Here is a 25,996-nt window from a genome sequence, read left to right on the forward strand (position 1 = left end):
ACACTTTATTGCTTCATCATCTTTTTTATTGCAGAGATTGTTTCATCCGTTTCATGAGTGAAATTATTCACTCGATAGCTAATCACGCCGTACTGATCAACAACGCTGATAAGTGTGTCGTGCTCGAAATCTCCATCTCTCAATTTCTTATATTTCATTCCAAGCGCTATAGAGAGGCGGCGAATGGCGCCTGCATCACTTCGTGCTATTAACCATGTTGGCGTATCGATGTGATGAGCCTTGGCATACTCTTTCAGCTTATCGATGGTGTCTCTTTGAGTGTCAAAAGAAAAGACAGCAAATTGCACTCTCCCGACAAGTTCTGGCGGCAGCGTACGTTCAATTTTTTTCATATCTTCCACAATGCGTGGACACACTTCCTTGCATGAGGTATAGATCATGCTCATAACAACCGGTCTTCCGGCGAGTTCCGTCAGCTGAAAGTTTTTTCCTTCACTTGTTGTCCAGGTGTCTTTCAAATTGTAAATCGACCCTGTTTGAGGTTCGGTCATGCTCATGCCTGAAGTATGTTCATGTCCCCATGCTTGAGGAACACCGTACATAAACAATATTGCAAAACAGCCTGCTATTAATTTTTTCATTTCAAATCCTTTGCACACCTGAATCCAAGGTTTCGGCCAGTAAAATCTCCTTGAAGGCTTGACCGGAAAGAATACCGCATAAAAGAGGCATAATCTGTCGGGTCACTGGCATTGAGACTGCCTCCGCCACAGAACATGTTTCTCTGACCGGAATCTCTTGAGTCTGGGGATGCCATAAAACTGTTGAAATCTTCTGTCCATTCCCAGATGGCTCCCACCATATCGCGAATACCGAAACCGTTTGGTGGGCTATTTCCTGCTTGAGGTAATTCACGGTTAGGTATTGAGTACCATTGAAGCACCTGTTGCATCCGACTAGCCTTTCCTCGGCCTAGATCTTCCAGCACGTATTCCCACTCATCGGTCATAGGTAGTCTCTCTTGCTTAGCCTCACAGAAAGCTTCTGCAGCGAACCAGGAAATATTGACAACCGGCTTATCAAGGTCCTCCGGCAAGATTGATAGATCATTATTCCAATGCTGAAGATAACCAGAGTCTGCAAAAATACGTTTGATCGAGGACCTGCGCCATTCGGTATGCTGAAAAACAAATTCCAGATAGCGTCGGTTGGTCACAGGATCTCGATCGAGAAGAAATGACTCTACAAGCGTTGGCGGTACTGGCGTTTTGGTAGTCGTCCCCTTTTGTGGGTAAAACGGAACATAACTACCTCCTGGAATAGCGACTAAATCGTCGCTACCCATGGCTACCAGAGAGGCGGCTGACACAATAACGCTCAATACCGCCTGCTTGATCATTCCGAGCCGTTTTTTCCTGGGGTCACTCTGTGGCGACGAACTTCATCAGGCGTTACTTCTTGTTGAGAGTTACCCCAATTACTGTAGACATATGTCAGAACATTAGCGATCTCTTCATCGCTCAGACTCCATGCCGGCATAACACCGTTGAATGTTTCGCCGTTGACAGTCAAGTTGCCTTGCAGGCCACCAGTGACCGTTTTTATTGCTCGCACCTTATCGGCATTCAAGAAGTCTGATTTGGCCAGCGGAGGAAAGGCTTGTGGAACACCTAAGCCTGTCAGTTGATGGCATGCCGCGCAATTGGTGTTGTAAACCACTTCACCAAGTTTGATGCGCTCTTGCTTTGTAGCTGCACTAGGTTGGGCGACTTTGGTCTGCTCCGCATTCCTCATACCAGTGCCTTCCGGAAGATAAACATCGTCGGTGATTTTTCCGGAATAAATCAGTTTCTCTTCATCACCGGAGACCTTAAGCTGAGCAAGCGCACCCTTGTTGAAGGCTCTTGTGAGCGAATGGTCTACGAGAATATAAGTGCCGGGCACGTGCGTCTTAAACTCAACGATCGCCGCACCACCCGCCGGGATGAAGGTCGTCTGCACGTTATGCGTGACAGTATTGGTATTCCCTTCTGGATAGACATTATCAAAAATTTCGCCGATCACATGGAATGAAGAAGTCAGATTTGGCCCCCCATCGCCCACGAACAGTCGAATCGTTTCACCTTTTTTGGCCTGTAGTGCATTGTCCGCCACCAGAGAGCCTGCCGCGCCATTGAAAACGACATACTCAGGTTTCTCGTCGATGGCTTTTACCATGCTGAATGGCTGAAGGCCCTGCTCACCATTTTTGCCTTGCGTGTAGAAATCCCCCTGCATAACATAGTACTCATGATCGACCTTCGGCAATCCTTCCTTGGGTTCAACCAGGATTAGACCGTACATCCCGTTGGCGACATGCATGGCTACAGGTGCCGTCGCACAGTGGTAGACATAAAGACCTGGGTTGAGGGCCTTGAAGGAAAAGTGAGAGCTATGGCCTGGAGCCGTCAGCGAGGCAGCTGCGCCTCCACCCGGACCAATGACCGCATGTAAATCGATGTTATGCGGCATTTTATTGTCGGGATGGTTATTCAAGTGGAATTCCACCTGATCACCTTCCCGAATCCGGATAAATTTCCCGGGGACCTTGCCTCCAAACGTCCAGAAGGTGTACTGAACCCCATCTGCAAGTCTGCCCTCGACTTCTTTTACTTCAAGATTGACGATGACTTTGGTGGCGTGTTTTCGCGTAATGGGAGGCGGTACAGCAGGAGCATCTGTGAGGACAGCTGTTTCCTGTCCAATGATTTTTTCGCGAACATTCTTATCCTGACTGCCAATATCACAGTAGCCCGTATTAGCAGTTAAAAGGAGTCCAAGTGTTAAAAGAGCCTTAAACGTTTTCATGATTGGCCTTTCTTAAATTCTGAGTCTATGTCCCCGCATCTTTATGTATCGGCAGTGCATTAATTCTGCACTATCCATGTTTTGATGAATTCCCTTGCTTGCGCCAAATTGTTTATGGATAGCGCATCTTCGGGTGCTGAAATGCATCAGCGAACACGATGTTCATTCCGACCGCCATGACCGGTGACATCTGTAGAACGTACTGCCTCATCCCTCCTACCATGGTTCACATCCTCCGTCTTGTTGAACAAAAACTGTGATCCGAATTGGCGACCAGAATGTCTTTATTCTGAGGGGGTTTCCTTGACCCAGATCAATTATTCGTACTATGGGTATAGGTTAAATTGGACCGATGTATCTGATTGTCAGAAAAACTCAAGATGCTCTGCTCCTACTCCTCAGACAGATATTCATGACTTTGAGCGCGCGAGGGATGCAAACCTTGCCGGACCGGCCGGCAGGTTATCTGATCTTGATGGTTGTACTCCCCCTGATTTACGCCCTATCGACCAAGGGAGTGATGAATCTGTTCATGGTGGATCACAAACTGCTTATCGTTTGGCCACCTTCGTGGTTATCCCTAGCCTTACTAATTTTGTTCGGAACACGAATATGGCCCGGGATCTTTCTCGCAACATTAACCGCCGACTTAATCCTTATCGACTCCCCTGCAGCAGCCATCTGCATGGCCATCGGAAACACAATGGGTGTTGTCCTAGGGATATCTTTGTTGGCCCGGATTCATCGCTTCAATCATATGCTCGAGAATTTCCATGATTACTTATGGTTAGGTATCGCAGCAGCGGCAACAGGGGGAATGGACGCAGTTGTAAGCACCTCGGCACTTCATATAGCTGGATGGGTGTCAGGGGTGAACTTCATGCAGGAGTTGTTGCTATGGGCCGAACGCAACACATTGAGCATTATCCTCGCCACTCCCATCGTGTTGACCTGGCAACGCCTTCCCAAAGGCTGGCTCAAAAGAGACAGGATCACCGAAACTATCAGCTGTTTCGGCCTCGCGCTCCTGACTGGACAAATGGTATTTCTCGGTTGGCTTGCGGACCCACTGGGGGACTATGCCAAAGCCTTCCTGATGTTCGTATTTATTATCTGGGCCGCTGTTCGATTCGGACGCCACGGGGTATTCCTCGTCATCGCATTCACCGGCCTGCAAGCCCTACTCGGCGCAAAAAATGGCATAGGTTTCTTTGGAGATGACATCGAACGAACCAATTTAACCAATTTATGGTTTTACGTCATTGTCCTTACTGACGTCGGTTTGGCAGTCGATTTCGTGATGCATCAGTTGCGACGTTCCGAGCAGCGCGAACGTACCCGTAATCTGATTCTGGAGCTCATCGCTCGTAATACGCCACTCAAGAATGTGCTACAAACCATCGTAGATAGTGTGGAGAAAGAAAACGACGGTTTACTCTGCTGCATTATGGTGAATGACAATAGCGGCAAACATGTTTTTATCGGCAACATCTATAGCCTAGAAGAATGCAACTGCCCCGCGGCCCAGAATGCAAGAATCAAGATGCAAATTCCCGCGGTTGTTGCTGACCAACAAACTGTACTAGATACCTGGTGGTTCCTTTTTCAATATCCATCTTCCGACACAGTCGATCCTAGCACTCCGGTTTCGTGTCGAATCGAGCAGATACGAAGCCAAAACAACCAACCCATCGGAGCGGCGGTGCTTTACCGACGGAACAATCTCCCTCAGTCTGATGAAGACTTACGACTGATCGCTCAAATCGCCAATCTCACCAGTATCGCTATTGATCAGAAACGGAATAACGAAGAATTACAACTGGCACTCATGGTGTATCAAAACAGCAGCGAAGCGATGATCGTAACCGATCACAATGCGATCATCCTTACCGTCAATCCTGCCTTTACCAGGCTTACTGGATACACCTATGAGGAGATCATAGGAAAAAACCCTCACATTCTCAGCTCCGGTTACCACGATAGAGATTTTTATCAATCTATGTGGGAATCGCTTCACAATGATAAACAGTGGCAGGGTGAGATATGGAATCGCCGCAAGTCCGGCGAGCTGTATCTGGAATGGCTAACTATAACTAGCATCTGTAGTAAAAGTGGAGCAGACCGATATGTAGCGCTGTTTTCTGATATCACCCAAAAAAAGGCATCAGAGGAACTCATCTGGAATCAAGCCAATTTCGATCAACTTACCGGGTTACCCAATCGAAGCATGCTATTGGATCGCCTACAGTTGAGCATCCAGAAATCACAAAATTCTGGCAATCCCCTGGCATTAATGTTTATAGATCTAGACCGCTTTAAGGAAGTCAACGATACATTGGGGCATAGCATGGGCGATCTTCTGATCAAGGAGGCCGCTCAACGACTATCGGCATGTATACGAGAGTCAGACATGCTTGCTCGTTGGGGTGGGGATGAGTTTGTCATCGTGCTCGAATCCATGGAGCCTAACTATGCCCAAAGGGTCTCCCAAACCATTCTGCAAAATATCTCGCAACCGTTCCAGTTAGGTTCTGACTATGCTTACGTTTCAGCGAGTATCGGTATAAGTTTCTATCCGAACGATGCTGTTGATATTGACGACTTGCTTAAAGCCGCAGACCAAGCCATGTATGCAACAAAGAATGGAGGTCGAAATGGATTTAGCTATTTCACAGCAGCCATGCAGGAAGTCGCAAAGATCCGCATGCGGCTCACCAACGACTTGCACAATGCGCTGGCAGGAAAGCAATTCGAAGTTTATTACCAACCTATTGTTGAATTAGCGACTGGCAAGATCGCAAAAGCTGAAGCGCTCATTCGTTGGAACCATCCAGTGGCAGGGCTAATCAGCCCTGCCAATTTCATTCCGATTGCAGAAGAAACTGGACTGATATGCGGCATAGGTGATTGGGTGTTTCAAAATGTTGTGCAGCAATTAGCTGCATGGCGAGACGATGGAAAATCGGAAGTCCAAATCAGCATCAATAAGTCGCCAATTCAGTTCCAGAATGGCACGAAAGATCACTCCGATTGGCATGCCCAGTTATCCGCTTTGGGGTTGCCGGGAGAAAGTGTGGTCATAGAAATCACGGAAAGCGTGCTGTTGGAAAACAGCGAAAAGGTCAGGTCCCAGCTATCGAAGTTATATTTGGGAGGCATGCGTATCTCACTGGATGATTTTGGGACCGGTTACTCATCATTGGCTTATCTGCAGAAATTCGATATTGATTTCCTGAAGATCGATCAAAGCTTCGTAAGTAATTTGACCCACACCTCGAACAATCTCGCACTTTGCGAAGCCATCATAGTCTTAGCGCATCGACTGGGCATCAAAGTTATTGCCGAAGGGGTTGAAACTGAAGAGCAACATGTTCTGCTCAAGCAAGCCGGATGCGATTATGGTCAGGGGTACCTATTCTCGAAGCCCCTACCCGCCGTCGAATTCGGACGGTTACTTCACGCGACCTCGTAGCTTTCGCGCCTGCTCAGCCACCTTATTTGCAAGTTCATCCGCTTGTTTCTGGTCGATATCAGTGTGATAGCGTTTTCTCACCCCTTGCTCGTTTAATAGCCAATGAAAATTAGCAGAAACCCCTCGTTGCTGAAGGCAATGCACGACGCATGCTAGCGGGCAGCCATCCAGAGCAATGATGGGCCTTCCCGAACGTGCAATGTCGACCAGATGCGGAACATTACCACCCACGCCAGAAATACAGGACATCTCAGCCTCGCCTTCACGGTCGAGCTTTAGTGCGATGTAATTAGCGGTCTGCGCAGCACTTGAACATCCCGAGCACGAGTAGACGATGGGTAAATCCTTGTAGTCTTGTCGCTTCATATGGAGGGAGCGAAGCGTTGACTGAGACGTTTGAGGATATGGGTAGGGCTAATTTCGAATTGGGGCAAATCGAGGGCGTCCAAGGTATTCTTGGCGACGAGCCCCAGCTCGGTATCACCTTCTACTAAAAGCCGACGGCTAAAGAATAATGCATCTGGATCTTCTCGCCGGGAGGCCAGAAAATAAAAGTCTTCCGTAGAGGCACTGAAGACGAGATCCGGAATGCTGCCGGAGGCCTCTCGAAAACCTTTCGGCCCTAGCGTAAAAGCCAAGTGCAACCCCGTATCCAGTACATGGATGGAAATATTCTTGCCGTAGAGCGGTGCAAAGCGGCCATTCCGAACCGCATCGTCCAATCCGATATTCAGCATGCGGGCGAACAAAAAGGATGGCGGCCAGATCGGAAGACGCGAGACAACTGTTTTTAACGATTTTGGAAACGTGAACGTCATAAGTTTTCCTATTCCATGAAAGAGGCAAGATCAGCGGAAGCCAGCATTCCTGCAGCACCATGCCAGTAGCCATCACAAGCTTGAGCCGGCAGCAAGGAGGAGAGTTTGGACGTAGCTGACACATCTCCTTCCAGCGCTGCCTGAAACAGTGTCACCACTTCTCCTGTTTGCAGGGGCTGCGGACTAATACGCAGCACATCCCCCATCCCTCGCATGCTTTGAACCTCAGCCAGGAGGCTGTATACGTGTGACGACTGCGTCTGCGTGCCATTAAGCGCAAGGAAAGGCTTTCCTTCACGCGTATCCAGGTCTAGCCCATAGGGGTGTTCCAAGCAACGAAACTGACATTCATCTTTGGACTTATTGTAATGCCGGGCAGTGAAACAACGCGCCGAATGCGCCAATGGCATGCGGCCATAAACGAAGATTTCAGTTTCCATGTTGGCTGGTTTATGGGCCAATAGATCGGCAAGTTTGCCCCGCGACATCTCTAGCGGGATTACCCAGCGGCAAGCTCCCAATTCAGCGAGGATATCGAGCGTACTCGGGTTGTAGACATTCAGCTGGGAGCCGGCAACAAACGGCATTCCCGATAGTCTATGTACCGCCCCCATATCGTTCGCTTCGACCAGAAATTCGCCATTTTCTGCAAGCCGACGCATGGTCTTCAAGTCGGACTCCGACTCGATAAGCGTCAACGTTGAAAGAACTACTTGTTTGCCCGCATCGCGGAGCTCGGCAGCGATTCGAAGCCAATCATCGGTGCGTAAATTGTGCCGACGGGAACAAACCGTTTCGCCAAGATAGACGACATCTACCGGCCACGTTGCTGCCTGAAGATAAAAATTCATCATGGCGTCGCGTTGCCAATAGTAAAGAACTGGTCCCAATGATAATTTCATGTTCATTTCCATGGCCGATGGTAAGCGCCCAACGTGTGTTGTTGTCCTTCTGAAAGATTACCGAGTGTGGCACTCCATGTGGGGTGGACGGAGTAACGATCGCTGTTCTTTAGTGCTGCATCGATGGCCGCACGCCACACTCTTGTGACATGCTCGACGTACGCCGGGCTGCGCTGACGACCTTCAATTTTGACGGCTGAGATCCCCATGCGAAGTATCTCGGGTAGCAACTCAAGCGTATTGAGGCTGGTAGGTTCCTCAAGAGCGTAATACGTTTCGTCGTGGACCTCGAAGCGTCCCTTGCACAGCGTGGGATACCCTGCCTTTTCCTGGGGGCCGTAGCGATCAAGCAACACGCCATTCAAGCGTGATTCAAGCCCCGTTGCGGTTTGTTCCCAGCGCACCGCCTTGGCTGGAGAACACACCCCCGCTGTATTGGGAGACTCACCGGTGGCATAAGAGGAAAGAATGCAACGGCCCTCGACCATGACGCATAACCCTCCGAAACCAAACAATTCAATTTCAACAGGCGTATTGGCAACCAGCTTTTCCACTTGCGCCAGCGAAAGAACCCGTGGTAACACCGCACGCTGGATACCAAAGTGTGCGTGATAGAAATTGATGGCCTCGTAGTTGGTCGCAGAGCCTTGTACCGAGAGATGCAATCTCAATTGAGGATGCACCCGATTGGCGTAACGCATGAGCCCAGGGTCGGCGAGAATCACGGCATCTGCGCCGATATCTGCCGCCATATCGAGCGACTTCTGCCATTCAAAACACGCAGCTGTTTGCGGAAAGGTATTGAGCGCGACAAGTACTTTCCTACCCTTGGCATGGGCATATCGCACGCCTTCCTCGGCGGAACCTCGCTCGAAGTTGAGACCGGGAAATGCACGTGCATTGGTGCTATCGCGAAAGCCGATATAGACGCAATCTGCGCCGTGGTCCACCGCGAGCTTGAGCGCGGGTAGATTGCCCGCGGGGCAAACGAGTTCAAGCGACATCTTTGATTTCCTCTCTTTGATACGGGATACCCGCTCGATTGCCTTGGCGTGCACCGCGACGCCTCAGTTCCTGTTCGATGCCGTTAAGGACGTTCCATTTTTCCGAACACCATGATGGTGCCAGCAAGATGTCGGGCGATGCCGTAGCGGTAACACGGTGAAAAACGATATGTGGCGGCGTGCGCTCGATCAGATCTGCAGCGATTTGCAAATAATCCACTTTGGAAAGCGGCTGATACCCGCCCTGACGCCATTGGTGCGCGAGGACGGTCTGCTTGACCACATGCAATGGATGCAACTTGAGCCCATCCGTGCCTATTTCGAGCACAACATCGAGGCTGGTATGCCAATGTTCGTCGCTTTCACCGGGCAGACCTACAATCAGGTGCGTGCACAACGGAATGCCAAGGCGACGCGCCGCAATTGCGGTTTGACGGTATTCGGCAAGCGTATGGCCGCGATTAACACGGACCAGCGTATGGTCGAAAGCAGATTGCAAACCAAGCTCAAGACATATCTCCATGCCCTGGCGTCGAAACCCCGCAAGCAACTCCAGCACGTCTTCAGAGACGCAGTCAGGCCGCGTTCCTACCGAAATCCCAATGACTCCGGGTTGAGCGAGCGCCAAGCGGTACATCGACTCGAGCGCCTCGATATCATCATAGGTATTGGTGTAAGCCTGAAAATAAGCGATGAAACGCTTGGCGCCTGTGCGGCGCGCAATTACTTCGCGCGCTTTCTTTATTTGGGCGACGATATCCGATTGCTGCTTGCCTGCCGTAGGGCTGAAAGAAGCATTGTTGCAGAACGTACAGCCGCCCCACCCTTTTGTGCCGTCAATGTTTGGGCAGGTAAAACCCGCATCCAACGCGATCTTGTGTACGCGCTCGCCATAGCGATGCAAGAGATATTGCCCATAGGTATTCACCCTTTCGGAAAGAACCATGCCCTTCCCCCAGACCAAAATAAAGCTCTTGTATACGCGCCGCTATTCCCCTATTCCTTGATCAAGATCAAGAAACTGCCTCTCGCCAAAAAATCATGATTCCACGTATATCTGAATCCGAATATTCAGTATTTGCAAATCAATAAATCTCGACTGCCCCGAATGGCTGAGCAAGAGGATAGTTGCAACCGCGGATCCGGCTTACAGGGTTCGCCCGCCGACACGTCAATACCCCATGGCGTGCCGGCGGTTCTCTTAATCAATCTTGAAGGAGAGCAACATGCAATGGCTTGAACCCAACTACTGCGACGTACGTCTTGGCTTCGAGGTCACCGCCTACGTCTATGTACGCTAGTCGTTAGCTAAGGGCGCGGGCTTATCGCCGCGCCCCTTCTCGAGAGGTCATGATGGCAGATACCACGATACAGCCGCAGGACAAATTCGCACTCAATCCAATGTTCCTCCTGCGCTGGGAAAAAACACAGGATGCCTATGTTCTGCTCTATCCAGAAGGCGTCATCAAGCTCAACGCTAGTGCAGCGGAGATCCTCAAGCGTTGCAATGGAGCGGCTACAGTCGCCGAACTCGTAGGCGAACTCCAGGCGCTTTTCAATGAGGACGACATAATCGTCGAAAACGGAATTTACAGATTTTTGGAGACTTCACATGCCAAAGGATGGATCAGTAACCAGCCTTGACGGCCTCGGCAAGCCAATGTGGCTTGTACTTGAGCTGACCTATCGTTGCCCGCTCAAATGCGTCTGGTGCAACAACCCGCTTGATTACGACAGCTATGCTTCAAAAGAGCTCAGCACCGAAGAATGGAAACAGGTGTTGCGCGAAGGCCGCGAATTGGGTGCTTTGCAACTAGGCTTCTCAGGTGGCGAACCTATGTTGCGTGACGACCTCGAGGAACTTGTCGCCGAGGCCGAAAGCCTGGGCTACTACACCAACCTGATCACCTCGGGCGTAGGATTGACGCCTGAACGACTATCGGCACTCAAACAAGCCGGGCTCAAGCAGATTCAGCTCAGCCTCCAATCTGCACAACGGACGCTCACAGACCAACTCGTAGGCGCACGCGTGCACGATCTCAAACTAGATACCGCCCGACGCATCAAGGCTGCGGGTTTCCCCATGGTGCTCAACGTGCCAGTCTTCCGCCAAAATATCGATCAGGTAGAAGAGATCCTCGCACTGGCTGAGGAGATAGGTGTGGACTACCTCGAGTTTGCCAATATCCAATACTACAACTGGGCCCTGCTCAACCGCGAGGAACTGCTGCCGAGTCGCGAGCAGATTGACAATGCCGAAGCTGCAGTTAATCGTGCGAGAGCGCGATTGGGCAAACGTATGACGATCTATTTCGTCATTCCTGATTACTTTGAGACTCGCCCCAAGGCCTGCATGAACGGTTGGGGATCCATCCACCTGACCATAGCTCCCGACGGCGCCGCGTTACCCTGCCAAGAGGTCCGTGTCATTGAAGGCTTGGAGTTTCCTACCGTGCGCGAGCACAGCCTGCAATGGCTATGGCACGAATCCCCGTTGTTCATGAAATTCCGGGGCGACGAGTGGATGAAGGAACCCTGCCGCACCTGCGATGAGAAAGAAAAGGACTACGGCGGCTGCCGCTGTCAGGCTTTCCTGCTCACGGGCGAAGCTTCCAATACCGATCCAGCCTGTGCCAAATCGCCCGATCATCACATCATAGAATCGGCCATTCTCGGCAGCCGCAAGCCGCGCGAGCACAAGCCATTGATAATGCGCACGCCTGGCGGCACCACGGTGATTCCATCATGAAGAACCCGCTTGATACCGCTACAGGGACCATCGTCTGCGGCCTGGTTCTCACGATCGTCCTGTTCATGTTCGTGCGCTATCAACTGGGAGCGTGAGATGGAGGCGCACGCGTTCGACCTGCTATTGCGTTGGGCCCATTTCCTCGGCGGGCTCATCTGGATAGGCCACAACTATGCCAATGTTGTGCAGCGACCGAGCTACCGACCGCTGCAACGTGAGGAAATGGCAGATGCCAGCAGTGCCACGTTCATGGCCTTACTCAACCGCGAACACGGCACATTCCGTTACGCCTCGGTGGTGACATGGGGCGCCGGGATAGTCATGCTGTTGCAACGGGGGTGGCTGATGGATGCGATTATGCTCAAGGGCTATTTTGCCGTGATCGGTCTCGGGATGTGGATAGGCACGCTCATGCTCGCCAACTTATGGTTAGTGCTGTGGCCGCACCAGAAAAAGGTCCTCGGATTTGTTCCCGCCTCGCTGGATGATCGCATCCGTTGCGCACGCGTGACCTATCTTTCCTCGCGCATCAACACCATGCTTTCAATCCCACTCCTCTTCTTCATGGCAGCAAGCACCCATGGCACAGCCGTTTTTAGCTGAATCACGTCGCGTTTTCAATTTTGCCGCGGGACCGGGTGTCATGCCAGAGGAGGTCATTCTTCAAGCTCAGCGAGAATTGCCGGACTGGGACGGTCAGGGGTTTTCCTTACTCGAAACCCCCTTCTCAGGCGTTAAATTCAAACGGCTTCTTGGACGAACGCGCGACACGCTACGTGAACTTCTCAAGATTCCCGACCATTTCCATATCCTGTTCATGCATGGGGGAGCATCTGCTCAATTCTCCCTCGTACCGCTAAATCTGCTCGGAGATAGCAAGTGTGCGGCCTATGTCGATAGCGGCTATTGGTCGCGCAAAGCGATCCATGAAGCACATCGTTACTGCCAGGTCGAACATGCAGCCATTGCAGAAGACTATATTCACACCTCGACGAATACCGCCTACTGCCACATTACAAGCAACGAGACCGCCGACGGCTTGCAACTGTCGCTAGCGCTCAAAGCTTCCACTCCTCTGATCGTGGACATGACTTCGGACTTTCTCGTTCGCCCCATCGACTTCGAGCCAATCGGTCTCATCTATGCGGGCGCTCAGAAAAATATCGGCCCAGCCGGGCTCACCATTGTCATCGTCCGCGATGATCTTTTGGGGCGCGCCCATGCCTTGACGCCCACAGTGCTCAACTACACCTACCAAGTCGAGGCTGGCTCATTGGTCAATACGCCCCTCACCTATTCAATCTATTTAGCAAACCTGGTGTTTCAATGGATAGGTCATCAAGGCGGCATTACATCTATGGCGAAGCGCAGCCAAACGCGAAGCGCGATGATTTATGACGTGATCGACGCCAGTGAGGGGTTTTACCGATGTGATATTCCACCCGATCAGCGTTCACGGATGAATCTCTGCTTCAAATTGCCGGACGAGCCACTCACACAACTGTTCATTGACCATGCAGCTTGGTCTGGCCTTGTGAATCTTAAAGGACACGTTCAAAAGGGCGGCATCCGCGCAAGTCTATACAACGCTATGCCGGATGCCGGTGTCGTGGCTCTAGCCGACTTTATGCATCGGTTCAGGAAGCAATATGCAGATCTATGAATCCATCGCCAGACGTATCGAGCCGCACCACGCCCGGTCGATGGCCGCGTTTGCCTTGCGGCTGGCGAGCCTCTCTAGGAGAAAAAACTTGCCCGTCGATCAGGGAATCGATGTCATGGGTTTGAGATTTCCCGGAGTCGTCGGGTTGGCTGCTGGATTCGACAAGCATGGCGACCTCTATCCTTATCTACAAACCGCGGGATTTGGTTTTGCGGAAATCGGCACCGTCACGCCGCTACCGGAGCCCGGGAGAAGCCGCGGCATCCATGCCGTCACCCATTCGCTTGGACAATACGTCCACCGTCGTCGCATTCCACTAGGAATCAGCATTAGTATGAACCGTGATACCCAGCTTCAATCCATGGCACAGGATTATCTGTCATGCATGCACGCCGCATGGCAGCACGCAGATTACATCGTGATCAATCTGGGCGTTCGCGCTGGACCAGACCTTCACCAGCTGGAGCACAGAAACATCCTAGGCCATGTATTGCATGCTGTCAGGAAAGAACGGGAATGGCTCTTTCATCAATACGGCAATCGGCTGCCCATGATGATAAAAATCGACCAGGCACGCAGCAGCACGCATGAGCTTGTATGCATGGGTTTAGAAGCAGGCATGGATGGAATCGTACTCTGCGGCTCGGGATCACGACCGGCAGACATGCTGGAGCATGTAACTAGATCACTGAACAGCAGCATTCCAATCGTTGCAGTGGGCGGAATCCGCACCCCGCAGGATGCGGCCGATAGATTGATGGCTGGGGCATCCTTGATCCAGGTGCACACGGGACTGGTTCAATCCGGTCCTGGATTGATCAGACAGATGAATACGTTTCTACGGGTTCAAGGCCACTGCGAGAGGCCGAATAAAGATTCATACGGACGTCAGGATCAGCCGTGAGGTTTTTTCATAAACATTTGTTTATGCACTGGACCTATGATAAATTAAACATGCATTTTTTATGCATATTTAAGGTGACTCATGAGCACGCACCCCGAACGGCATAATCCATTGGAGTCTGATGCGTACAATGCGCTCCGCCATGTGATCGACCCGGAGATTGGTGAAAACATCGTCGATCTTGGGCTGGTATACGGGATTACAGCAGCGGAGGAGGTTGTAGAGATCAGGCTGACCATGACATCCATGGCCTGCCCCATGGGCGAGATGATCATAGACGACGTCATGGCAGCCCTATCCTCAGCATTGCCCAAAGAAGTCGAAGCCAACATCAGGTTGGTTTGGGATCCCTTATGGACTCCTGAAATGATATCCACCGAAGCTCGCGACCGTCTGGGTTGGAAATAAATGCTGCCCTCAGCCAATCAAGCCAACCTGCCCGTGATCTGGCGCGTTCCTCTGATGGCAGCCGCCTTTGCAAGTCTTGTCTTGGGAATCAACGCTGGATTGCTCAGGCTAGGTTTGAATACTGTGCTCCCCTCCACCTCACTCATAGAGTTTCATGGTCCGCTCATGGTGTGCGGATTCTTGGGTACACTGATTACTCTGGAGCGTGCCGTCGCGCTCGGTAACCGCTTGGCTTACATCGCCCCCCTGGCCACAGCCATCGGAGCCATCGTCACGCTTGCCGGAGAATGGCAGGCAGGTGCCATGCTGTTCGTACTCTCAGCCGGCATCTATGTCATCTGCGCCTTCTTCATCTGGCAGAAGCAACCCGCTCTATTCACGCTTACGCTGCTATTAGGGGCCTTATGCTGGCTTATCGGCGACTTGCTGTGGCTGTGCAGGTTAAATTTTCCCGGCATAGTGATCTGGTGGGCGGCTTTTCTCGTCCTCACAATCGCAGGCGAGCGCCTTGAATTATCTCGTCTGCTTCAAACTTCACGAGTCAGCGAACAGGCTTTCATAACCATCATCGCGCTCCTGCTCGCAGGCGTGCTCCTCATGCCTCTTTTCGGCATGAAGCTGTTTTCAGCAACGCTTCTTACCCTCACACTGTGGTTGCTACGCCACGATATTGCACGCCGCACGATCAAGCAGAGCGGGCTCACCCGATTCATAGCCATCTGTTTGCTTTCAGGTTATGCATGGCTACCCGTAGCGGCGCTCATTGGCCTACTGAACGTGCAACTCATCCCCGGAGCCGGGTATGACGCATTTTTGCATGCAATTTTCGTAGGGTTTGTATTCGCCATGATTTTCGGCCACGCACTGGTGATTTTCCCTGCTGTCGTCAGGGTAAGGATTGCTTATACCCCATTGTTGTACATGCCGCTGGCGCTATTGCACAGTGCCCTGCTTATCCGTGTTGCGGGAGATTTTTTTCAAATTTCACCCTACCGGCAACTAGGAGGTGCATTAACCGCCCTCGCCCTGCTGCTGTTCGTATTCATAGCCGTTCTGACCTCAGTAATGAGCGCCAGAAAATCAACGCAACTTTCCTAACGATAGAGGTATCAATGATGTCCCACCCTCATTTGCACTTGCTTCCCGACCAAATCTACCATTTCGATGCCCGAGGCGTCGCCAAACGCTTTCGCCATGCCGCCATATTCGGAGCACTAGACGCCTTAGTCAGCGGCGAAACAATGCGATTCGTTAACGACCACGATCCACTGCCGTTGCTGCAACAGCTGTCCCAGCGTTACGGCCCTGCCGTAAATATCAGTTATGTACAGCGCGAGCCCGGCCAAATCGTCATCGATTTCGCACGCGTGTAGACATCGACTTTGGAGATAGATGCCTTCACGCGATTGCGCCAATCACGTGAAGGCACTGCTTCCATACAAAGACTTCGTGTTTTCATCACGCAAACTCGTTACCAAGCTAGCCACAATTTCTGGCGCTTTTCTCCTGGTCGCATTTATCGCGATTGGACTCACGCTCGTCGAATCATGGAATCTTGAGGGGGCCGGGGCGGCAATCAATGCCTTGGGTAGCGAGCGTATGCGTTCCTACCATATCGCCTTTCTTCTCGAACAGGGCCAGCTACAGGAACTCGACCGCGAAATTGCACAGTTCGAGGATACGCTACGCCTCATTCGCCTCGGTGATCCCCGACGTCCGCTTTACTTGCCTAAGTCTGAAACGGTCTACGCCCATATGGACAAGATCGCGCAAGAATGGTCAGACGAAATACTTCCTGCCATTGCTTCAATTCGTTCTGCCGACGTCTCGCATAAAGCAATGCTTATCGCCGACTTTTCCAACCGGCTGGACACTTTCGTGACACGTATTGACGCATTGGTATCCATATTGGAACGCCATAGCGACAACAACCTTAGTGCATTGCGTACTCTGCAAATCGGATTGCTAGTACTGGCACTGCTCGGCACTTTCGTCCTCATGGGGCTCCTTTATCTTGTCGTGGTCCGCCCGATCATTTCGCTACGCGATGGCATGCGCCGCATGCAGGCAGAGGATTTCAATGTGCGCGTCCCCATGCGCTCTATGGATGAAATCGGCGACCTCGCAATTGGCTTCAACAGCATGGTGTCTCATCTTCAGCAGCTCTACGACACACTAGAGCTGCGCGTCGTCGAAAAAACCCACAGCTTGGAAGCGCATCGTGACGAGCTCAAAACACTATACGAAACCACTGCCCTACTTGCACATGCGCCCAACCTGGAAGAAATGTGCCGCACATTCCTGCAACAACTCATGAGCAAATATAACGCCGATGGGGGTATGCTCAGGCTGACGGATCGCAATCAGGGAAAAATGCATCTGTTCGTACATGAAGGCTTGCCACCCACACTCGTTACAGCCGAACAGTGCAAGGGAATGGGGGAATGTTTTTGTGGTGAGGTAGCAGCACATCCGTACCCCACCGTTCATCTCATCGATGCCTCAGATCATTCTCGCTACGAATACGGTTGTAATCGCGAGGGGTTCGGAGCAGTACTCGCCTTACCAGTACTTTGGCACGATCGTAGTCTTGGCCTTTGCAACTTGTTCTTTAAAGAAAATCGCGTCATTGCCCCACAGCAGCGCAAACTGCTGGAAACACTTGCCCAGCATTTGGGTGCGGCCATTGAAAGTTCACGCATCGTGGCAGCGGAAAAAGAACTAGCGATATCCTCCGAACGCAACATCATTGCCCAGGAATTGCATGACCGCATTGCCCAGTCGCTTGCCTTCCTCAACCTGCAAACGCAAATGCTTGAAAACGCGATCGCGCGCAATGACTCAGCACAAGTCAGCGATGATCTTCAACGCATACGCACCGGCGTACAAGAAAGTTACGAAGATGTGCGAGAACTGCTGGTACATTTTCGCAGTCGGGTGAGCGAGTCTGACCTCGAAACCGAACTGGCGCGGACGCTGACCAAATTCGAGTCCCAAACTGGCATCAAGACATCTCTCATCCAGTATGGCCATGCTTTACCACTCCCCCCCGAGCAACAGGCACAGGTGCTCTATATTGTGCAGGAGGCGCTCTCCAATGTACGCAAGCATGCGCATGCCACCTTGGCCGAGGTTATCGTGCGGCGCGGCGAAGATTACAAATTCTCGATCCGCGATGACGGTTGCGGAATTGACGTAGACACCATTAGCCAAGGTAACGAGGGAATCGGCATGAGCATTATGCGAGAACGTGTAGAGCGCATAGGCGGTAGCGTTGAAATCAAATCCTATCCGGGGCATGGCACCAAAGTCCAATTACGAGTACCTACAATAGCCGAGAGGAACCTTGAATGACGGCGATACGCATCCTACTTGTAGATGACCATGCGCTATTCCGCAGCGGCATTCACGCTCTATTGGAAAGGCAAGAAGAATTTCAGATCGTGGGCGAAGCTGCTGATGGGCTGGAAGGCTACAAGCTCGCTAAACAGCTTGAGCCAGATATCTTGTTACTCGACCTTCACATGCCAAGCATATCGGGCGTGGACACGCTCAAAATGGTGCGTGAAGAGATGCCCGAATTGTGCATCATAATGCTCACGGTTTCTGAAGACGCTGATGATCTCATGGCCGCAATTCGTGCCGGCGCCAACGGCTATCTGCTCAAGAACATCGACATGTATGCATTCATTGAATGTCTGCATCGTGCTTACAAGGGCGATGCTGTCGTTTCTCCACAACTTGCGGGCAAGCTCATGAGCGGGTTACAGGGACAGAACACCGCGACAGAAAGCGAAGTCACGAGTCCGCGCGAGCGACAGGTACTGGCCTTGCTCGCCAAAGGCGCCAGCAATAAAGATATCGCACGGCGACTCGAAGTCGCCGAAAGCACGGTGAAAATCCACATTCAACACATTCTTCGGAAACTCAATCTCTCAAGCAGGGTACAAGCAGCGGTGTATGCGTCGGAACATGGCTACGCCAAGCTCTATGAGGAAAAGGTTAGCGAGTAGTCAATCTCATTAGTGCAGTATCACTGACAACAAGCCTCTTCTTGATTCAAATCAAGGCAACATCTTCTTGTCACTAGTACCTTTGTGGAAATCGGTTTTCTATGCCGAAAGAATTTGCTGCACATCAAAATAAGATTTAAACATCCCATTTAACATTCACGGAACAGTTGCTGCAGCGTCTTCTTTGCCGCCACGCATCGTCTGCCAACGCGGTGCTTCTTTCTCGTGGTATCTCTACAGTCCGCATCGCATCAAACATCCTATGATCCGCGGCCGATTGCTCGATCTTTATCGCGCAGAGCGCAAGTCAGGGAAGGATCCCGTCGAAGCCTGGGCTGCGATCCAGGCCGACGAAGGCAAGCGTAAGCAATATACGGCGGTGCGCGGCCTGGGGGGCTTTGTGCGTACCAGCTGGGACGAAGTCAACGAGATCATTGCCGCCGCCAACGTGCATACCATCAACAAATGGGGTCCGGACCGCATTTACGGCTTCTCGCCAATCCCCGCGATGTCCATGATTTCGTACGCCGCCGGCTCGCGCTACATCTCGCTCATCGGCGGGGCTTGCGGCTCGTTCTACGACTGGTACTGCGATCTACCCGCTGCTTCACCCCAAACCTGGGGCGAGCAAACCGACGTGCCCGAGGCAGCCGACTGGTACAACTCCACTTACATCATCATTACCGGCGCCAACCTGCCGATGACGCGCACACCGGACGCCCACTTTGCTTCGGAAGTCCGCTACAAGGGCGCCAAGATCGTCGCGATGGCCCCCGATTATGCTGAATTCGTTAAGTTTTCCGACTTGTGGATGCCAATCCGTCAGGGCACAGACTCCGCGGCTTTCCTCGCCATGGGCCACGTCGCACTCAAGGAGTTCTACATCGACAACCAGGACCCGTACTTTGCCGAATATGCCCGCAAGTACACTGACCTACCGATGCAAGTCCTGTTGCGCCAGCATGACGACAGATACGTCTCTGACCGATTCTTGCGCGCATCTGATTTCGACGGTGCTCTGGGCGAAACCAATAACCCTGAATGGAAAACCATCGTCTACGACGAAAGTACCCAGTCCTTCGTCGCGCCCAACGGCTCTATCGGCTTTCGCTGGGGCGAGAACGGCAAGTGGAACCTGCTACCGAAGAATGCCGCGACCCAGAAGGAAATTATCGCCGAGCTATCCTGTATCGGAGCAAAGGATGAAGTAGTCTCAGTCGGGTTTCCGCACTTCAACCCAGGGGAAGACGAACTGCTCTACCGCAACGTGCCGGTACGCAAAGTAAAACTTGCCAGCGGCGAAGAAGCACTGGTTGCATCCGTGTTCGACCTGCAAGTGGCGCAGTACGGCATCGATCGTGGCTTGGGTGGCGGCAATGTTGCAAGCTCATACTCCGATGCCGAAATTGCCTATACGCCGGCTTGGGCCGAAAAAGTCACCGGCGTTAAAGCAGCCGACATCGAGCGCACAGGACGTGAATTCGCATACAACGCCTCGAAGACCCAAGGTAAGTCCATGGTCATCATGGGTGCCGCCATCAACCACTGGTATCACAACGATCTCTCCTATCGCGCCATCATGAACCTGCTGCACATGTGCGGCTGCGTGGGCCAGACCGGCGGGGGCTGGGCTCATTATGTGGGCCAGGAAAAGCTGCGTCCGCAGGCTGGCTGGGCACCGATTGCTTTTGGTTTGGACTGGCAGCGTCCGCCGCGCCACATGAATTCCACCTCGTACTGGTACTTCCATACCGACCAGTGGCGTTATGAAACCGTCAAAGCCGACGAGTTGCTGACACCTTCGGCCAAGGGCAAGTACAAGGGCTATTCACTCGCCGACTACAACGTTGCCGCAACGCGCATGGGCTGGCTACCTTCGGCGCCGCACTGGAACATGAATCCGCTAAAGCTCGCCGAGGAAGCGGAAAAGGCCGGAGCGACCGACGAGACTGGGGTTGCCCAATATGTCGTCGATAAGCTGCAAACCGGGGCACTCGACGCCTCTTTCGCCGACGTCGATAACCCGGTGAATTGGCCGCGCAACCTCTTCGTCTGGCGCGGCAACCTCATCGGGACATCAGCTAAGGGGCACGAGTATTTCCTCAAGCATTTGCTTGGCGCCCAGAATGGCGTGCTGCAGGAATCTGGCGCCGGTCGCGACAACCAGGAAATTAAATGGCACGAGGAAGCACCGACGGCCAAGCTCGACTTGATGGTGGATATCAACTTCCGTCTCAATTCGACGGGGGCCTACGCCGACATCATCCTACCGACGGCCACATGGTATGAGAAGAACGATCTCAATACCACGGATATGCACCCTTTCATCCACCCGCTGTCCGAGGCGGTGAATCCAGGCTGGGAGTCCAAGTCCGACTGGCAGATTTTCAAGACGCTCGCCAAAGCCTTCTCCGGTCTCGCCGAAAAACATCTTGGCACGAAAAAAGACGTGGTGGCTCTGCCGATGCAACACGACTCAGCCGCCGAGTTGGCGCAACCATTAGGCCAAGTGATCGACTGGAAGCGTGATGGCGTGGCACCGATTCCAGGCAAGACCATGCCAATCCTCAAAGTGGTCGAGCGCGATTACGCGAACCTCTATCGCAAGTTCATTGCGCTAGGACCTCTCATGGTCAAGCTTGGCAACAGCGTCAAGGGCATCGATTGGAATACCGAACAGGAATACGAAGAGCTTAAGCGCCACAACTACACAGTGAAGGAGCCCGGCATTTCGTTCGGCATGCCCTCGCTCGAGGAAGATATCTCGGTGTGCGATTCCATCATGCGCATGGCGCCGGAGACCAATGGCGAAGTCGCACATAAATCCTGGAGCGCGTTATCGAAGAAGACCGGCATCGATCACCACCACCTCTATGCCGGGCGCCACGAAGACAAGATCACATTCAAGGACATTCAAGCCCAGCCGCGCAAGATCATCACCGCGCCGACATGGTCCGGCATCGAATCGGAAACGGTCTCTTACACCGCAGGCTATACCAACGTACACGAACACATCCCGTTCCGCACGCTGACCGGTCGTGCCCATTTCTATCAGGACCACGAATGGATGCTGGATTTCGGCGAAGGCTTTTGTGCCTACCGTCCACCGCTCGACATGAAGGCGCAGAACACGATCCCGGCTGCAGTTAAATCCAAGCCGCACCTCGTCCTTTCGTGGATCACGCCGCACTCCAAGTGGGGCATCCACTCCTCGTACCAGGACAACCTTCGCATGCTCACGCTGTTCCGCGGCGGCCCTTATGTCTGGGTGTCGGAAGACGACGCCAAGCGCATCGGCTTGCAGGACAACGACTGGGTGGAAGCCGTTAATGCCAACGGCGCAACCATGGCTCGTGCCGTGGTATCGCAGCGAATCCCGAGGGGCATGGCAGTCATGTATCACGCACAGGAAAAGAACGTGAACGTACCGGGCTCAGTATCCACCAAGAAACGCGGTGGCATCTTGAATTCAGTCACCCGCGTGATCGTCAAGCCGACCAACATGATCGGCGGTTACGCTCAACTTTCCTACAGCTTCAACTACTACGGCACGGTGGGTTGCCAGCGCGATGAGCAGATCGTGCTGCACAAGGTTGCGGATGCGGACATCGATTGGCTGGAACGGGACCTGACGCCAGAACGTGAGGCACAGCGCAACCCGGTCGGCGTGGGCTCTCGCTGAGCAAGGCAATTTAGGAGAATTTTATGAAAGTACGTGCACAATTCGCATTCGTCTTTAACCTCGACAAATGCATCGGCTGCCATACCTGCTCGGTCACCTGCAAGAACGTCTGGACCAACCGCAAGGGCGTTGAATACGCCTGGTTCAACAACGTCGAATCCAAACCCGGCGTCGGCTATCCCAAGCAATGGGAAAACCAGGAAAAGTGGAACGGTGGTTGGGAACTCAAGGATGGCAAGCTCGAGCTCAAATCCGGCGGACGCGCCTCTAAGCTGCTCAATATTTTCGCCAATCCCGACTTGCCCGAGATCGACGACTACTATGAGCCTTTCACCTATAACTACGCTCGCCTGCAAAACGCACCGTTATCCGAGGCAGCGCCGACAGCCCGCCCATTGTCGCAGATCACAGGTGAGACTATGGAAAAGATTACCTGGGGTCCCAACTGGGAAGACGATCTCGCGGGCGAATACGCCAAACGCAGCAAAGACAAAAATCTAGACAACATCCAGAAGGAAATCTACGGTCAGTTCGAGCACACCTTCCACATGTATCTGCCGCGCATCTGCAACCACTGCCTCAATCCGGCATGCGTAGCGGCTTGTCCTTCGGGTTCAATTTATAAACGTGAAGAAGATGGCATCGTATTGGTGGATCAGGACAAGTGCCGCGGCTGGCGCATGTGCGTTTCGTCTTGCCCATACAAGAAAGTGTTTTACAACTGGGAGTCTGGCAAGGCGGAGAAATGCATCGGCTGTTATCCGCGTGTGGAATCCGGCATGCCGACAGTATGCTCGGAATCGTGCGTTGGCCGCATTCGCTACAACGGCATCATGCTCTACGATGCCGACAAGATCGAAAAACTGGCAAGTACAGAGAACGAGCAGGATCTGTACGAGGCGCAATGCAATATTTTCCTCGACCCTAACGATCCTGAAGTAATCAAGGCCGCACTTGCAGAGGGCATCAGCAAAGACTGGATCACTGCGGCGCAAAAATCGCCAATCTATAAGATGGCGATCGAATGGAAAATCGCCTTCCCCATGCATCCCGAATTCCGCACCCTGCCCATGGTGTGGTACGTACCGCCTCTCTCGCCGGTTCAGTCGCAAATCGATCAGGGTAACTTGCCGGTCGGTCCAGATGGCGCGATTCCTGTCGCCGGGACCATGCGTTTGCCGGTGCAATATCTCGCAAATCTGCTCACTGCGGGCAAGACCGCACCGATCGAGAGCGCGCTCAATCGCCTCATTGCAATGCGCAGTTATCAGCGCTCGGTGCACGTCGAAGGTATTGCAGATAAAAGGTCATTGGAGGCAGCCGGCATCAGCGAGGATACCGCCAAGGAAATGTACCGTTATCTCGCCATCGCTAACCACGAGGATCGCTTTGTAATCCCGACCGGACATGCAGAAGTCACTCTTGAGGATTTCCACGGATTCCAGGGGCAGAACGGCTTCACTTTCGGCAACGACACCTCAGCGGGAGTCAGCAAGATCACGCTATTCCCACGTCGTCGCAAAGGCTCGATGGAGCCCAAGGACCCAGCCCCCTCGGCAAACGAATAGGAGATCACCATGCAAATCTACAAATTGCTTTCCGCCCTGCTTGACTACCCGAAACAGGAATTACTCGATCACCTGCCCGAACTCTACGATCTGACAGAACGCTGCGAGGAAGTGGACGAGCCTGAGCGTCATGCGGTGCTGGGTTTTCTAGCACACTTGCAGGGTCGAACGCTCACCGAGTTACAAGCCGACTATGTTCAGACCTTCGACCTTACGGCAGAACACAGCCTACATCTCACACATCACTTATTTGGCGATGACAATAATCGGGGCCCGGCGCTTATCGATTTAGGCGAGCTTTACAAGGATTACGGTGTAGAAGCCGTGGAAAGTGAATTGCCGGACTATTTGCCTCTGGTACTTGAGTTTGCTGCCTATCTCGACGATACCGAGGCAATGGTTTTCCTGTCCGACGCGCATAAGATTTTCAAAGTACTCACAGATAACCTCAAAAAAGCCGGTAGCTCTTATGCCGGGCTTCTATCGATTATCGAAGGGCGGGCTACTCTGACCCGCCTAGCGGCCTAAGGAGATGCTCATGAACTTCCATAACTTCCTCTACGGTGTGTACCCCTATATCGCACTCTCAGTATTTCTTTTAGGAAGCCTGCAGCGCTTCGACCGAGAGCAATACACATGGAAGAGCGATTCCAGTCAATTGCTGGAGCGCAAAAAACTGCGACTCGGCAGTAACCTGTTCCATGTCGGCGTACTTGCTATTTTCGGTGGGCATGCTGTGGGTCTATTAACTCCACATCATTGGTTTCAAGGAATTGGGGTATCCGATATGACGCACCAAATAATCGCGATCTGGGCCGGCTCGGTCTTCGGCCTTTTAGCGTTGATTGGAGGCGCAATGCTGTGGCTAAGGCGTATGTTTAATCCGCGTATCAGCGTTACGAGTCGCGGCACGGACAAATTCATTCTGAGCTGGCTACTTATTACGCTAATGCTCGGACTATCGACGATTCCCGTCTCCATGGGCCATGCCGATACAGGAAATCCCGGCGTAATGATTGCACTAGCCGAGTGGGTGCAAAGTATCGTCTATTTACACCCTGATCCAACCTTGCTTGCTCCCGTCGACACCGTCTTCAAAGTACATCTTTTCTTTGGCATGACGGTGTTCCTTGTGTTCCCTTTTACGCGCATGGTGCATGTGTGGAGCGCCCCCTTCGGCTATGTGGGACGCTCCTACCAGATCGTACGCAGCAAACGTTCTTTCCGATAAAGAAAGGTTCGAGATGAAAACCGAATGGATAATTGCTGCTGCGCTCCTTGCCACATTACCCGCCATCGCAGATGAAACCGTACCGAAGCAACCGGATACCCTGCTAGACGCCATCAAGACCGGTCAGCCCATGACCAGCTTCCGCCTGCGCTACGAGGATGTTTCGCAGGACGGCTTGGGACCCGCTAATACTTCAGCGGCCAATAATGATCTACAAGACGGCAAAGGCACCACACTGCGCAGCCTGATCGGTTGGCAGACCGCGCCGTTCCACAACTTCAGCTTCGCCGCGCAGTTGATCGATGTCAGCAAGTTCCAGGACGACTACAACGACAGCACTAACGGTACGCTGATTAACGGCGTCTCCAACCAACCCGACAAGGTGAAGTACGCCAAGATCGTCGACCCCGACTACACCGGCGTGAACCAATTGTATTTGGACTGGACCGGCATCAAGAACACGCGTCTGCGTATCGGCCGTCAACAAGTCAATTTGGATAACGTGCGCTTCGTCGGCGATATCGGCTTCCGCCAGGCGATGCAGGCGTTCGACGGCGAATCGCTGCTTAACAAGTCCCTGCCAGATACCCAGATCTTCCTCGCGCACTTCAACCGCGTGCGGCAGATCACCACGGTGCTGCGCGACGACGGCAGCCTCAACATCGCCAACGTCAAATACAGTATTTCGCCCACGGAATCCGTCGTCGGCTACGCCTATCTGTCCAGCTTCGAAGACCTGGGGCACGGGCGCAGTTGGTTCGGCAACGCTGCTAC

At 52.6% G+C, this 25,996-nt stretch carries 25 protein-coding genes; 17 read left to right on the plus strand and 8 right to left on the minus strand.

Annotation, left to right across the window (positions count from 1 at the left end; translation table 11 throughout):
- Positions 1–5: 5 nt before the first annotated feature.
- From NMK_RS12480 to nirK, 3 genes are read right to left on the minus strand one after another with little or no spacing between them, the layout of a single operon-like run.
- The gene (locus NMK_RS12480; protein WP_109016095.1) at positions 6–602 is read right to left on the minus strand and encodes an SCO family protein; all 597 of its coding nucleotides are present in this window, start codon (positions 600–602) and stop codon (positions 6–8) included.
- Positions 599–1,360: a formylglycine-generating enzyme family protein gene (locus NMK_RS12485; RefSeq protein WP_227871473.1), complete on the minus strand. Its 762-nt coding sequence runs from the start codon at positions 1,358–1,360 to the stop codon at positions 599–601. The genes NMK_RS12480 and NMK_RS12485 overlap by 4 nt, the downstream gene beginning before the upstream one ends.
- Positions 1,357–2,808: a copper-containing nitrite reductase gene (nirK, locus tag NMK_RS12490; protein ID WP_109016096.1), complete on the minus strand. Its 1,452-nt coding sequence runs from the start codon at positions 2,806–2,808 to the stop codon at positions 1,357–1,359. Before nirK ends, NMK_RS12485 begins: the two co-directional genes overlap by 4 nt.
- A gap of 352 nt (positions 2,809–3,160) precedes the next feature.
- Between nirK and NMK_RS12495 the strand changes: the two genes are divergently transcribed.
- Positions 3,161–6,280, plus strand: coding sequence for a bifunctional diguanylate cyclase/phosphodiesterase (locus NMK_RS12495; RefSeq protein WP_109016097.1), 3,120 nt, complete (start codon positions 3,161–3,163; stop codon positions 6,278–6,280).
- Here the strand turns inward: NMK_RS12495 and NMK_RS12500 are convergent.
- From NMK_RS12500 to mnmL, 5 genes are read right to left on the minus strand one after another with little or no spacing between them, the layout of a single operon-like run.
- The gene (locus tag NMK_RS12500) at positions 6,260–6,646 is read right to left on the minus strand and encodes a putative zinc-binding protein (RefSeq protein ID WP_109016098.1); all 387 of its coding nucleotides are present in this window, start codon (positions 6,644–6,646) and stop codon (positions 6,260–6,262) included. The genes NMK_RS12495 and NMK_RS12500 overlap by 21 nt on opposite strands.
- Positions 6,643–7,098 (minus strand): ubiquinone anaerobic biosynthesis accessory factor UbiT, encoded by a 456-nt coding sequence (ubiT, locus tag NMK_RS12505; protein WP_109016099.1) that lies wholly within the window; start codon positions 7,096–7,098, stop codon positions 6,643–6,645. Before ubiT ends, NMK_RS12500 begins: the two co-directional genes overlap by 4 nt.
- Before the next feature lie 8 nt (positions 7,099–7,106).
- Positions 7,107–8,000, minus strand: coding sequence for a ubiquinone anaerobic biosynthesis protein UbiV (ubiV, locus tag NMK_RS12510; RefSeq protein WP_109016100.1), 894 nt, complete (start codon positions 7,998–8,000; stop codon positions 7,107–7,109).
- A 2-nt stretch (positions 8,001–8,002) separates the two neighbouring features.
- Positions 8,003–9,004 (minus strand): ubiquinone anaerobic biosynthesis protein UbiU, encoded by a 1,002-nt coding sequence (gene ubiU / locus NMK_RS12515; protein ID WP_109016101.1) that lies wholly within the window; start codon positions 9,002–9,004, stop codon positions 8,003–8,005.
- The gene (gene mnmL / locus NMK_RS12520) at positions 8,994–9,950 is read right to left on the minus strand and encodes a tRNA modification radical SAM protein MnmL/YtqA (RefSeq protein WP_109016102.1); all 957 of its coding nucleotides are present in this window, start codon (positions 9,948–9,950) and stop codon (positions 8,994–8,996) included. Before mnmL ends, ubiU begins: the two co-directional genes overlap by 11 nt.
- 280 nt (positions 9,951–10,230) lie before the next feature.
- Here mnmL and pqqA point away from each other — a divergent pair, with 280 nt between their 5' ends.
- From pqqA to NMK_RS12600, 16 genes are all read left to right on the plus strand, one after another.
- Complete coding sequence (pqqA, locus tag NMK_RS19085) at positions 10,231–10,305, plus strand: pyrroloquinoline quinone precursor peptide PqqA (RefSeq protein WP_109016115.1); 75 nt, start codon at positions 10,231–10,233, stop codon at positions 10,303–10,305.
- A gap of 49 nt (positions 10,306–10,354) precedes the next feature.
- Positions 10,355–10,648 (plus strand): pyrroloquinoline quinone biosynthesis peptide chaperone PqqD, encoded by a 294-nt coding sequence (gene pqqD / locus NMK_RS12530; protein ID WP_227871474.1) that lies wholly within the window; start codon positions 10,355–10,357, stop codon positions 10,646–10,648.
- Complete coding sequence (gene pqqE / locus NMK_RS12535; protein ID WP_109016103.1) at positions 10,617–11,753, plus strand: pyrroloquinoline quinone biosynthesis protein PqqE; 1,137 nt, start codon at positions 10,617–10,619, stop codon at positions 11,751–11,753. The genes pqqD and pqqE overlap by 32 nt, the downstream gene beginning before the upstream one ends.
- Before the next feature lie 96 nt (positions 11,754–11,849).
- Positions 11,850–12,356, plus strand: a complete 507-nt coding sequence (locus NMK_RS12540) for a urate hydroxylase PuuD (protein ID WP_109016117.1) — start codon at positions 11,850–11,852, stop codon at positions 12,354–12,356.
- The gene (serC, locus tag NMK_RS12545) at positions 12,334–13,416 is read left to right on the plus strand and encodes a 3-phosphoserine/phosphohydroxythreonine transaminase (protein WP_109016104.1); all 1,083 of its coding nucleotides are present in this window, start codon (positions 12,334–12,336) and stop codon (positions 13,414–13,416) included. Before NMK_RS12540 ends, serC begins: the two co-directional genes overlap by 23 nt.
- The gene (locus NMK_RS12550) at positions 13,403–14,320 is read left to right on the plus strand and encodes a hypothetical protein (protein WP_109016105.1); all 918 of its coding nucleotides are present in this window, start codon (positions 13,403–13,405) and stop codon (positions 14,318–14,320) included. The genes serC and NMK_RS12550 overlap by 14 nt, the downstream gene beginning before the upstream one ends.
- 81 nt (positions 14,321–14,401) lie before the next feature.
- Positions 14,402–14,728, plus strand: coding sequence for a metal-sulfur cluster assembly factor (locus tag NMK_RS12555; protein ID WP_109016106.1), 327 nt, complete (start codon positions 14,402–14,404; stop codon positions 14,726–14,728).
- Positions 14,729–15,826 carry a DUF8744 domain-containing protein gene (locus NMK_RS12560; protein ID WP_109016107.1) on the plus strand — a complete coding sequence of 366 codons (1,098 nt, stop codon included), beginning with the start codon at positions 14,729–14,731 and terminating at the stop codon, positions 15,824–15,826.
- 17 nt (positions 15,827–15,843) lie between these two features.
- A complete protein-coding gene (locus NMK_RS12565) occupies positions 15,844–16,101 on the plus strand; it encodes a DUF2249 domain-containing protein (RefSeq protein WP_109016108.1) in 258 nt (85 codons plus the stop codon).
- Positions 16,102–16,120: 19 nt separating this feature from the next.
- Positions 16,121–18,082: an ATP-binding protein gene (locus tag NMK_RS12570; protein WP_109016109.1), complete on the plus strand. Its 1,962-nt coding sequence runs from the start codon at positions 16,121–16,123 to the stop codon at positions 18,080–18,082.
- Entirely contained in the window at positions 18,079–18,741 is a 663-nt protein-coding gene (locus NMK_RS12575) for a response regulator (RefSeq protein ID WP_109016110.1), read from the plus strand. The genes NMK_RS12570 and NMK_RS12575 overlap by 4 nt, the downstream gene beginning before the upstream one ends.
- A 184-nt stretch (positions 18,742–18,925) precedes the next feature.
- The gene (locus NMK_RS12580; protein WP_305778755.1) at positions 18,926–22,423 is read left to right on the plus strand and encodes a nitrate reductase subunit alpha; all 3,498 of its coding nucleotides are present in this window, start codon (positions 18,926–18,928) and stop codon (positions 22,421–22,423) included.
- Positions 22,424–22,446: 23 nt separating this feature from the next.
- Complete coding sequence (gene narH / locus NMK_RS12585; RefSeq protein ID WP_109016111.1) at positions 22,447–23,991, plus strand: nitrate reductase subunit beta; 1,545 nt, start codon at positions 22,447–22,449, stop codon at positions 23,989–23,991.
- Positions 23,992–24,000: 9 nt separating this feature from the next.
- Complete coding sequence (narJ, locus tag NMK_RS12590; protein ID WP_109016112.1) at positions 24,001–24,519, plus strand: nitrate reductase molybdenum cofactor assembly chaperone; 519 nt, start codon at positions 24,001–24,003, stop codon at positions 24,517–24,519.
- Positions 24,520–24,529: 10 nt separating this feature from the next.
- A complete protein-coding gene (gene narI / locus NMK_RS12595) occupies positions 24,530–25,222 on the plus strand; it encodes a respiratory nitrate reductase subunit gamma (RefSeq protein ID WP_109016113.1) in 693 nt (230 codons plus the stop codon).
- Positions 25,223–25,235: 13 nt separating this feature from the next.
- A partial coding sequence (locus NMK_RS12600) for an alginate export family protein (RefSeq protein WP_181376276.1) occupies positions 25,236–25,996 on the plus strand: 761 nt, incomplete at its 3' end.

Origin of the sequence: Novimethylophilus kurashikiensis (genome assembly GCF_003112435.1) — a bacterium.
Taxonomy (GTDB): Bacteria; Pseudomonadota; Gammaproteobacteria; order Burkholderiales; family Methylophilaceae; genus Novimethylophilus; species Novimethylophilus kurashikiensis.

What these genes read in the sequence shown, in the direction of transcription:
- serC (WP_109016104.1), top strand. Translation starts at nt 12,334, where the DNA reads ATGGCACAGCCGTTTTTAGCTGAATCACGTCGCGTTTTCAATTTTGCC.
- pqqD (WP_227871474.1), top strand. Translation starts at nt 10,355, where the DNA reads ATGATGGCAGATACCACGATACAGCCGCAGGACAAATTCGCACTCAAT.
- NMK_RS12550 (WP_109016105.1), top strand. Translation starts at nt 13,403, where the DNA reads ATGCAGATCTATGAATCCATCGCCAGACGTATCGAGCCGCACCACGCC.
- NMK_RS12495 (WP_109016097.1), top strand. Translation starts at nt 3,161, where the DNA reads ATGTATCTGATTGTCAGAAAAACTCAAGATGCTCTGCTCCTACTCCTC.
- NMK_RS12540 (WP_109016117.1), top strand. Translation starts at nt 11,850, where the DNA reads ATGGAGGCGCACGCGTTCGACCTGCTATTGCGTTGGGCCCATTTCCTC.
- NMK_RS12555 (WP_109016106.1), top strand. Translation starts at nt 14,402, where the DNA reads ATGAGCACGCACCCCGAACGGCATAATCCATTGGAGTCTGATGCGTAC.
- NMK_RS12565 (WP_109016108.1), top strand. Translation starts at nt 15,844, where the DNA reads ATGTCCCACCCTCATTTGCACTTGCTTCCCGACCAAATCTACCATTTC.
- mnmL (WP_109016102.1), bottom strand. Translation starts at nt 9,950, where the DNA reads ATGGTTCTTTCCGAAAGGGTGAATACCTATGGGCAATATCTCTTGCAT.
- NMK_RS12480 (WP_109016095.1), bottom strand. Translation starts at nt 602, where the DNA reads ATGAAAAAATTAATAGCAGGCTGTTTTGCAATATTGTTTATGTACGGT.
- ubiU (WP_109016101.1), bottom strand. Translation starts at nt 9,004, where the DNA reads ATGTCGCTTGAACTCGTTTGCCCCGCGGGCAATCTACCCGCGCTCAAG.
- narJ (WP_109016112.1), top strand. Translation starts at nt 24,001, where the DNA reads ATGCAAATCTACAAATTGCTTTCCGCCCTGCTTGACTACCCGAAACAG.
- narH (WP_109016111.1), top strand. Translation starts at nt 22,447, where the DNA reads ATGAAAGTACGTGCACAATTCGCATTCGTCTTTAACCTCGACAAATGC.
- nirK (WP_109016096.1), bottom strand. Translation starts at nt 2,808, where the DNA reads ATGAAAACGTTTAAGGCTCTTTTAACACTTGGACTCCTTTTAACTGCT.
- ubiV (WP_109016100.1), bottom strand. Translation starts at nt 8,000, where the DNA reads ATGAAATTATCATTGGGACCAGTTCTTTACTATTGGCAACGCGACGCC.
- NMK_RS12575 (WP_109016110.1), top strand. Translation starts at nt 18,079, where the DNA reads ATGACGGCGATACGCATCCTACTTGTAGATGACCATGCGCTATTCCGC.
- pqqE (WP_109016103.1), top strand. Translation starts at nt 10,617, where the DNA reads ATGCCAAAGGATGGATCAGTAACCAGCCTTGACGGCCTCGGCAAGCCA.
- NMK_RS12560 (WP_109016107.1), top strand. Translation starts at nt 14,729, where the DNA reads ATGCTGCCCTCAGCCAATCAAGCCAACCTGCCCGTGATCTGGCGCGTT.
- NMK_RS12500 (WP_109016098.1), bottom strand. Translation starts at nt 6,646, where the DNA reads ATGAAGCGACAAGACTACAAGGATTTACCCATCGTCTACTCGTGCTCG.
- NMK_RS12570 (WP_109016109.1), top strand. Translation starts at nt 16,121, where the DNA reads ATGCCTTCACGCGATTGCGCCAATCACGTGAAGGCACTGCTTCCATAC.
- narI (WP_109016113.1), top strand. Translation starts at nt 24,530, where the DNA reads ATGAACTTCCATAACTTCCTCTACGGTGTGTACCCCTATATCGCACTC.
- ubiT (WP_109016099.1), bottom strand. Translation starts at nt 7,098, where the DNA reads ATGACGTTCACGTTTCCAAAATCGTTAAAAACAGTTGTCTCGCGTCTT.
- NMK_RS12485 (WP_227871473.1), bottom strand. Translation starts at nt 1,360, where the DNA reads ATGATCAAGCAGGCGGTATTGAGCGTTATTGTGTCAGCCGCCTCTCTG.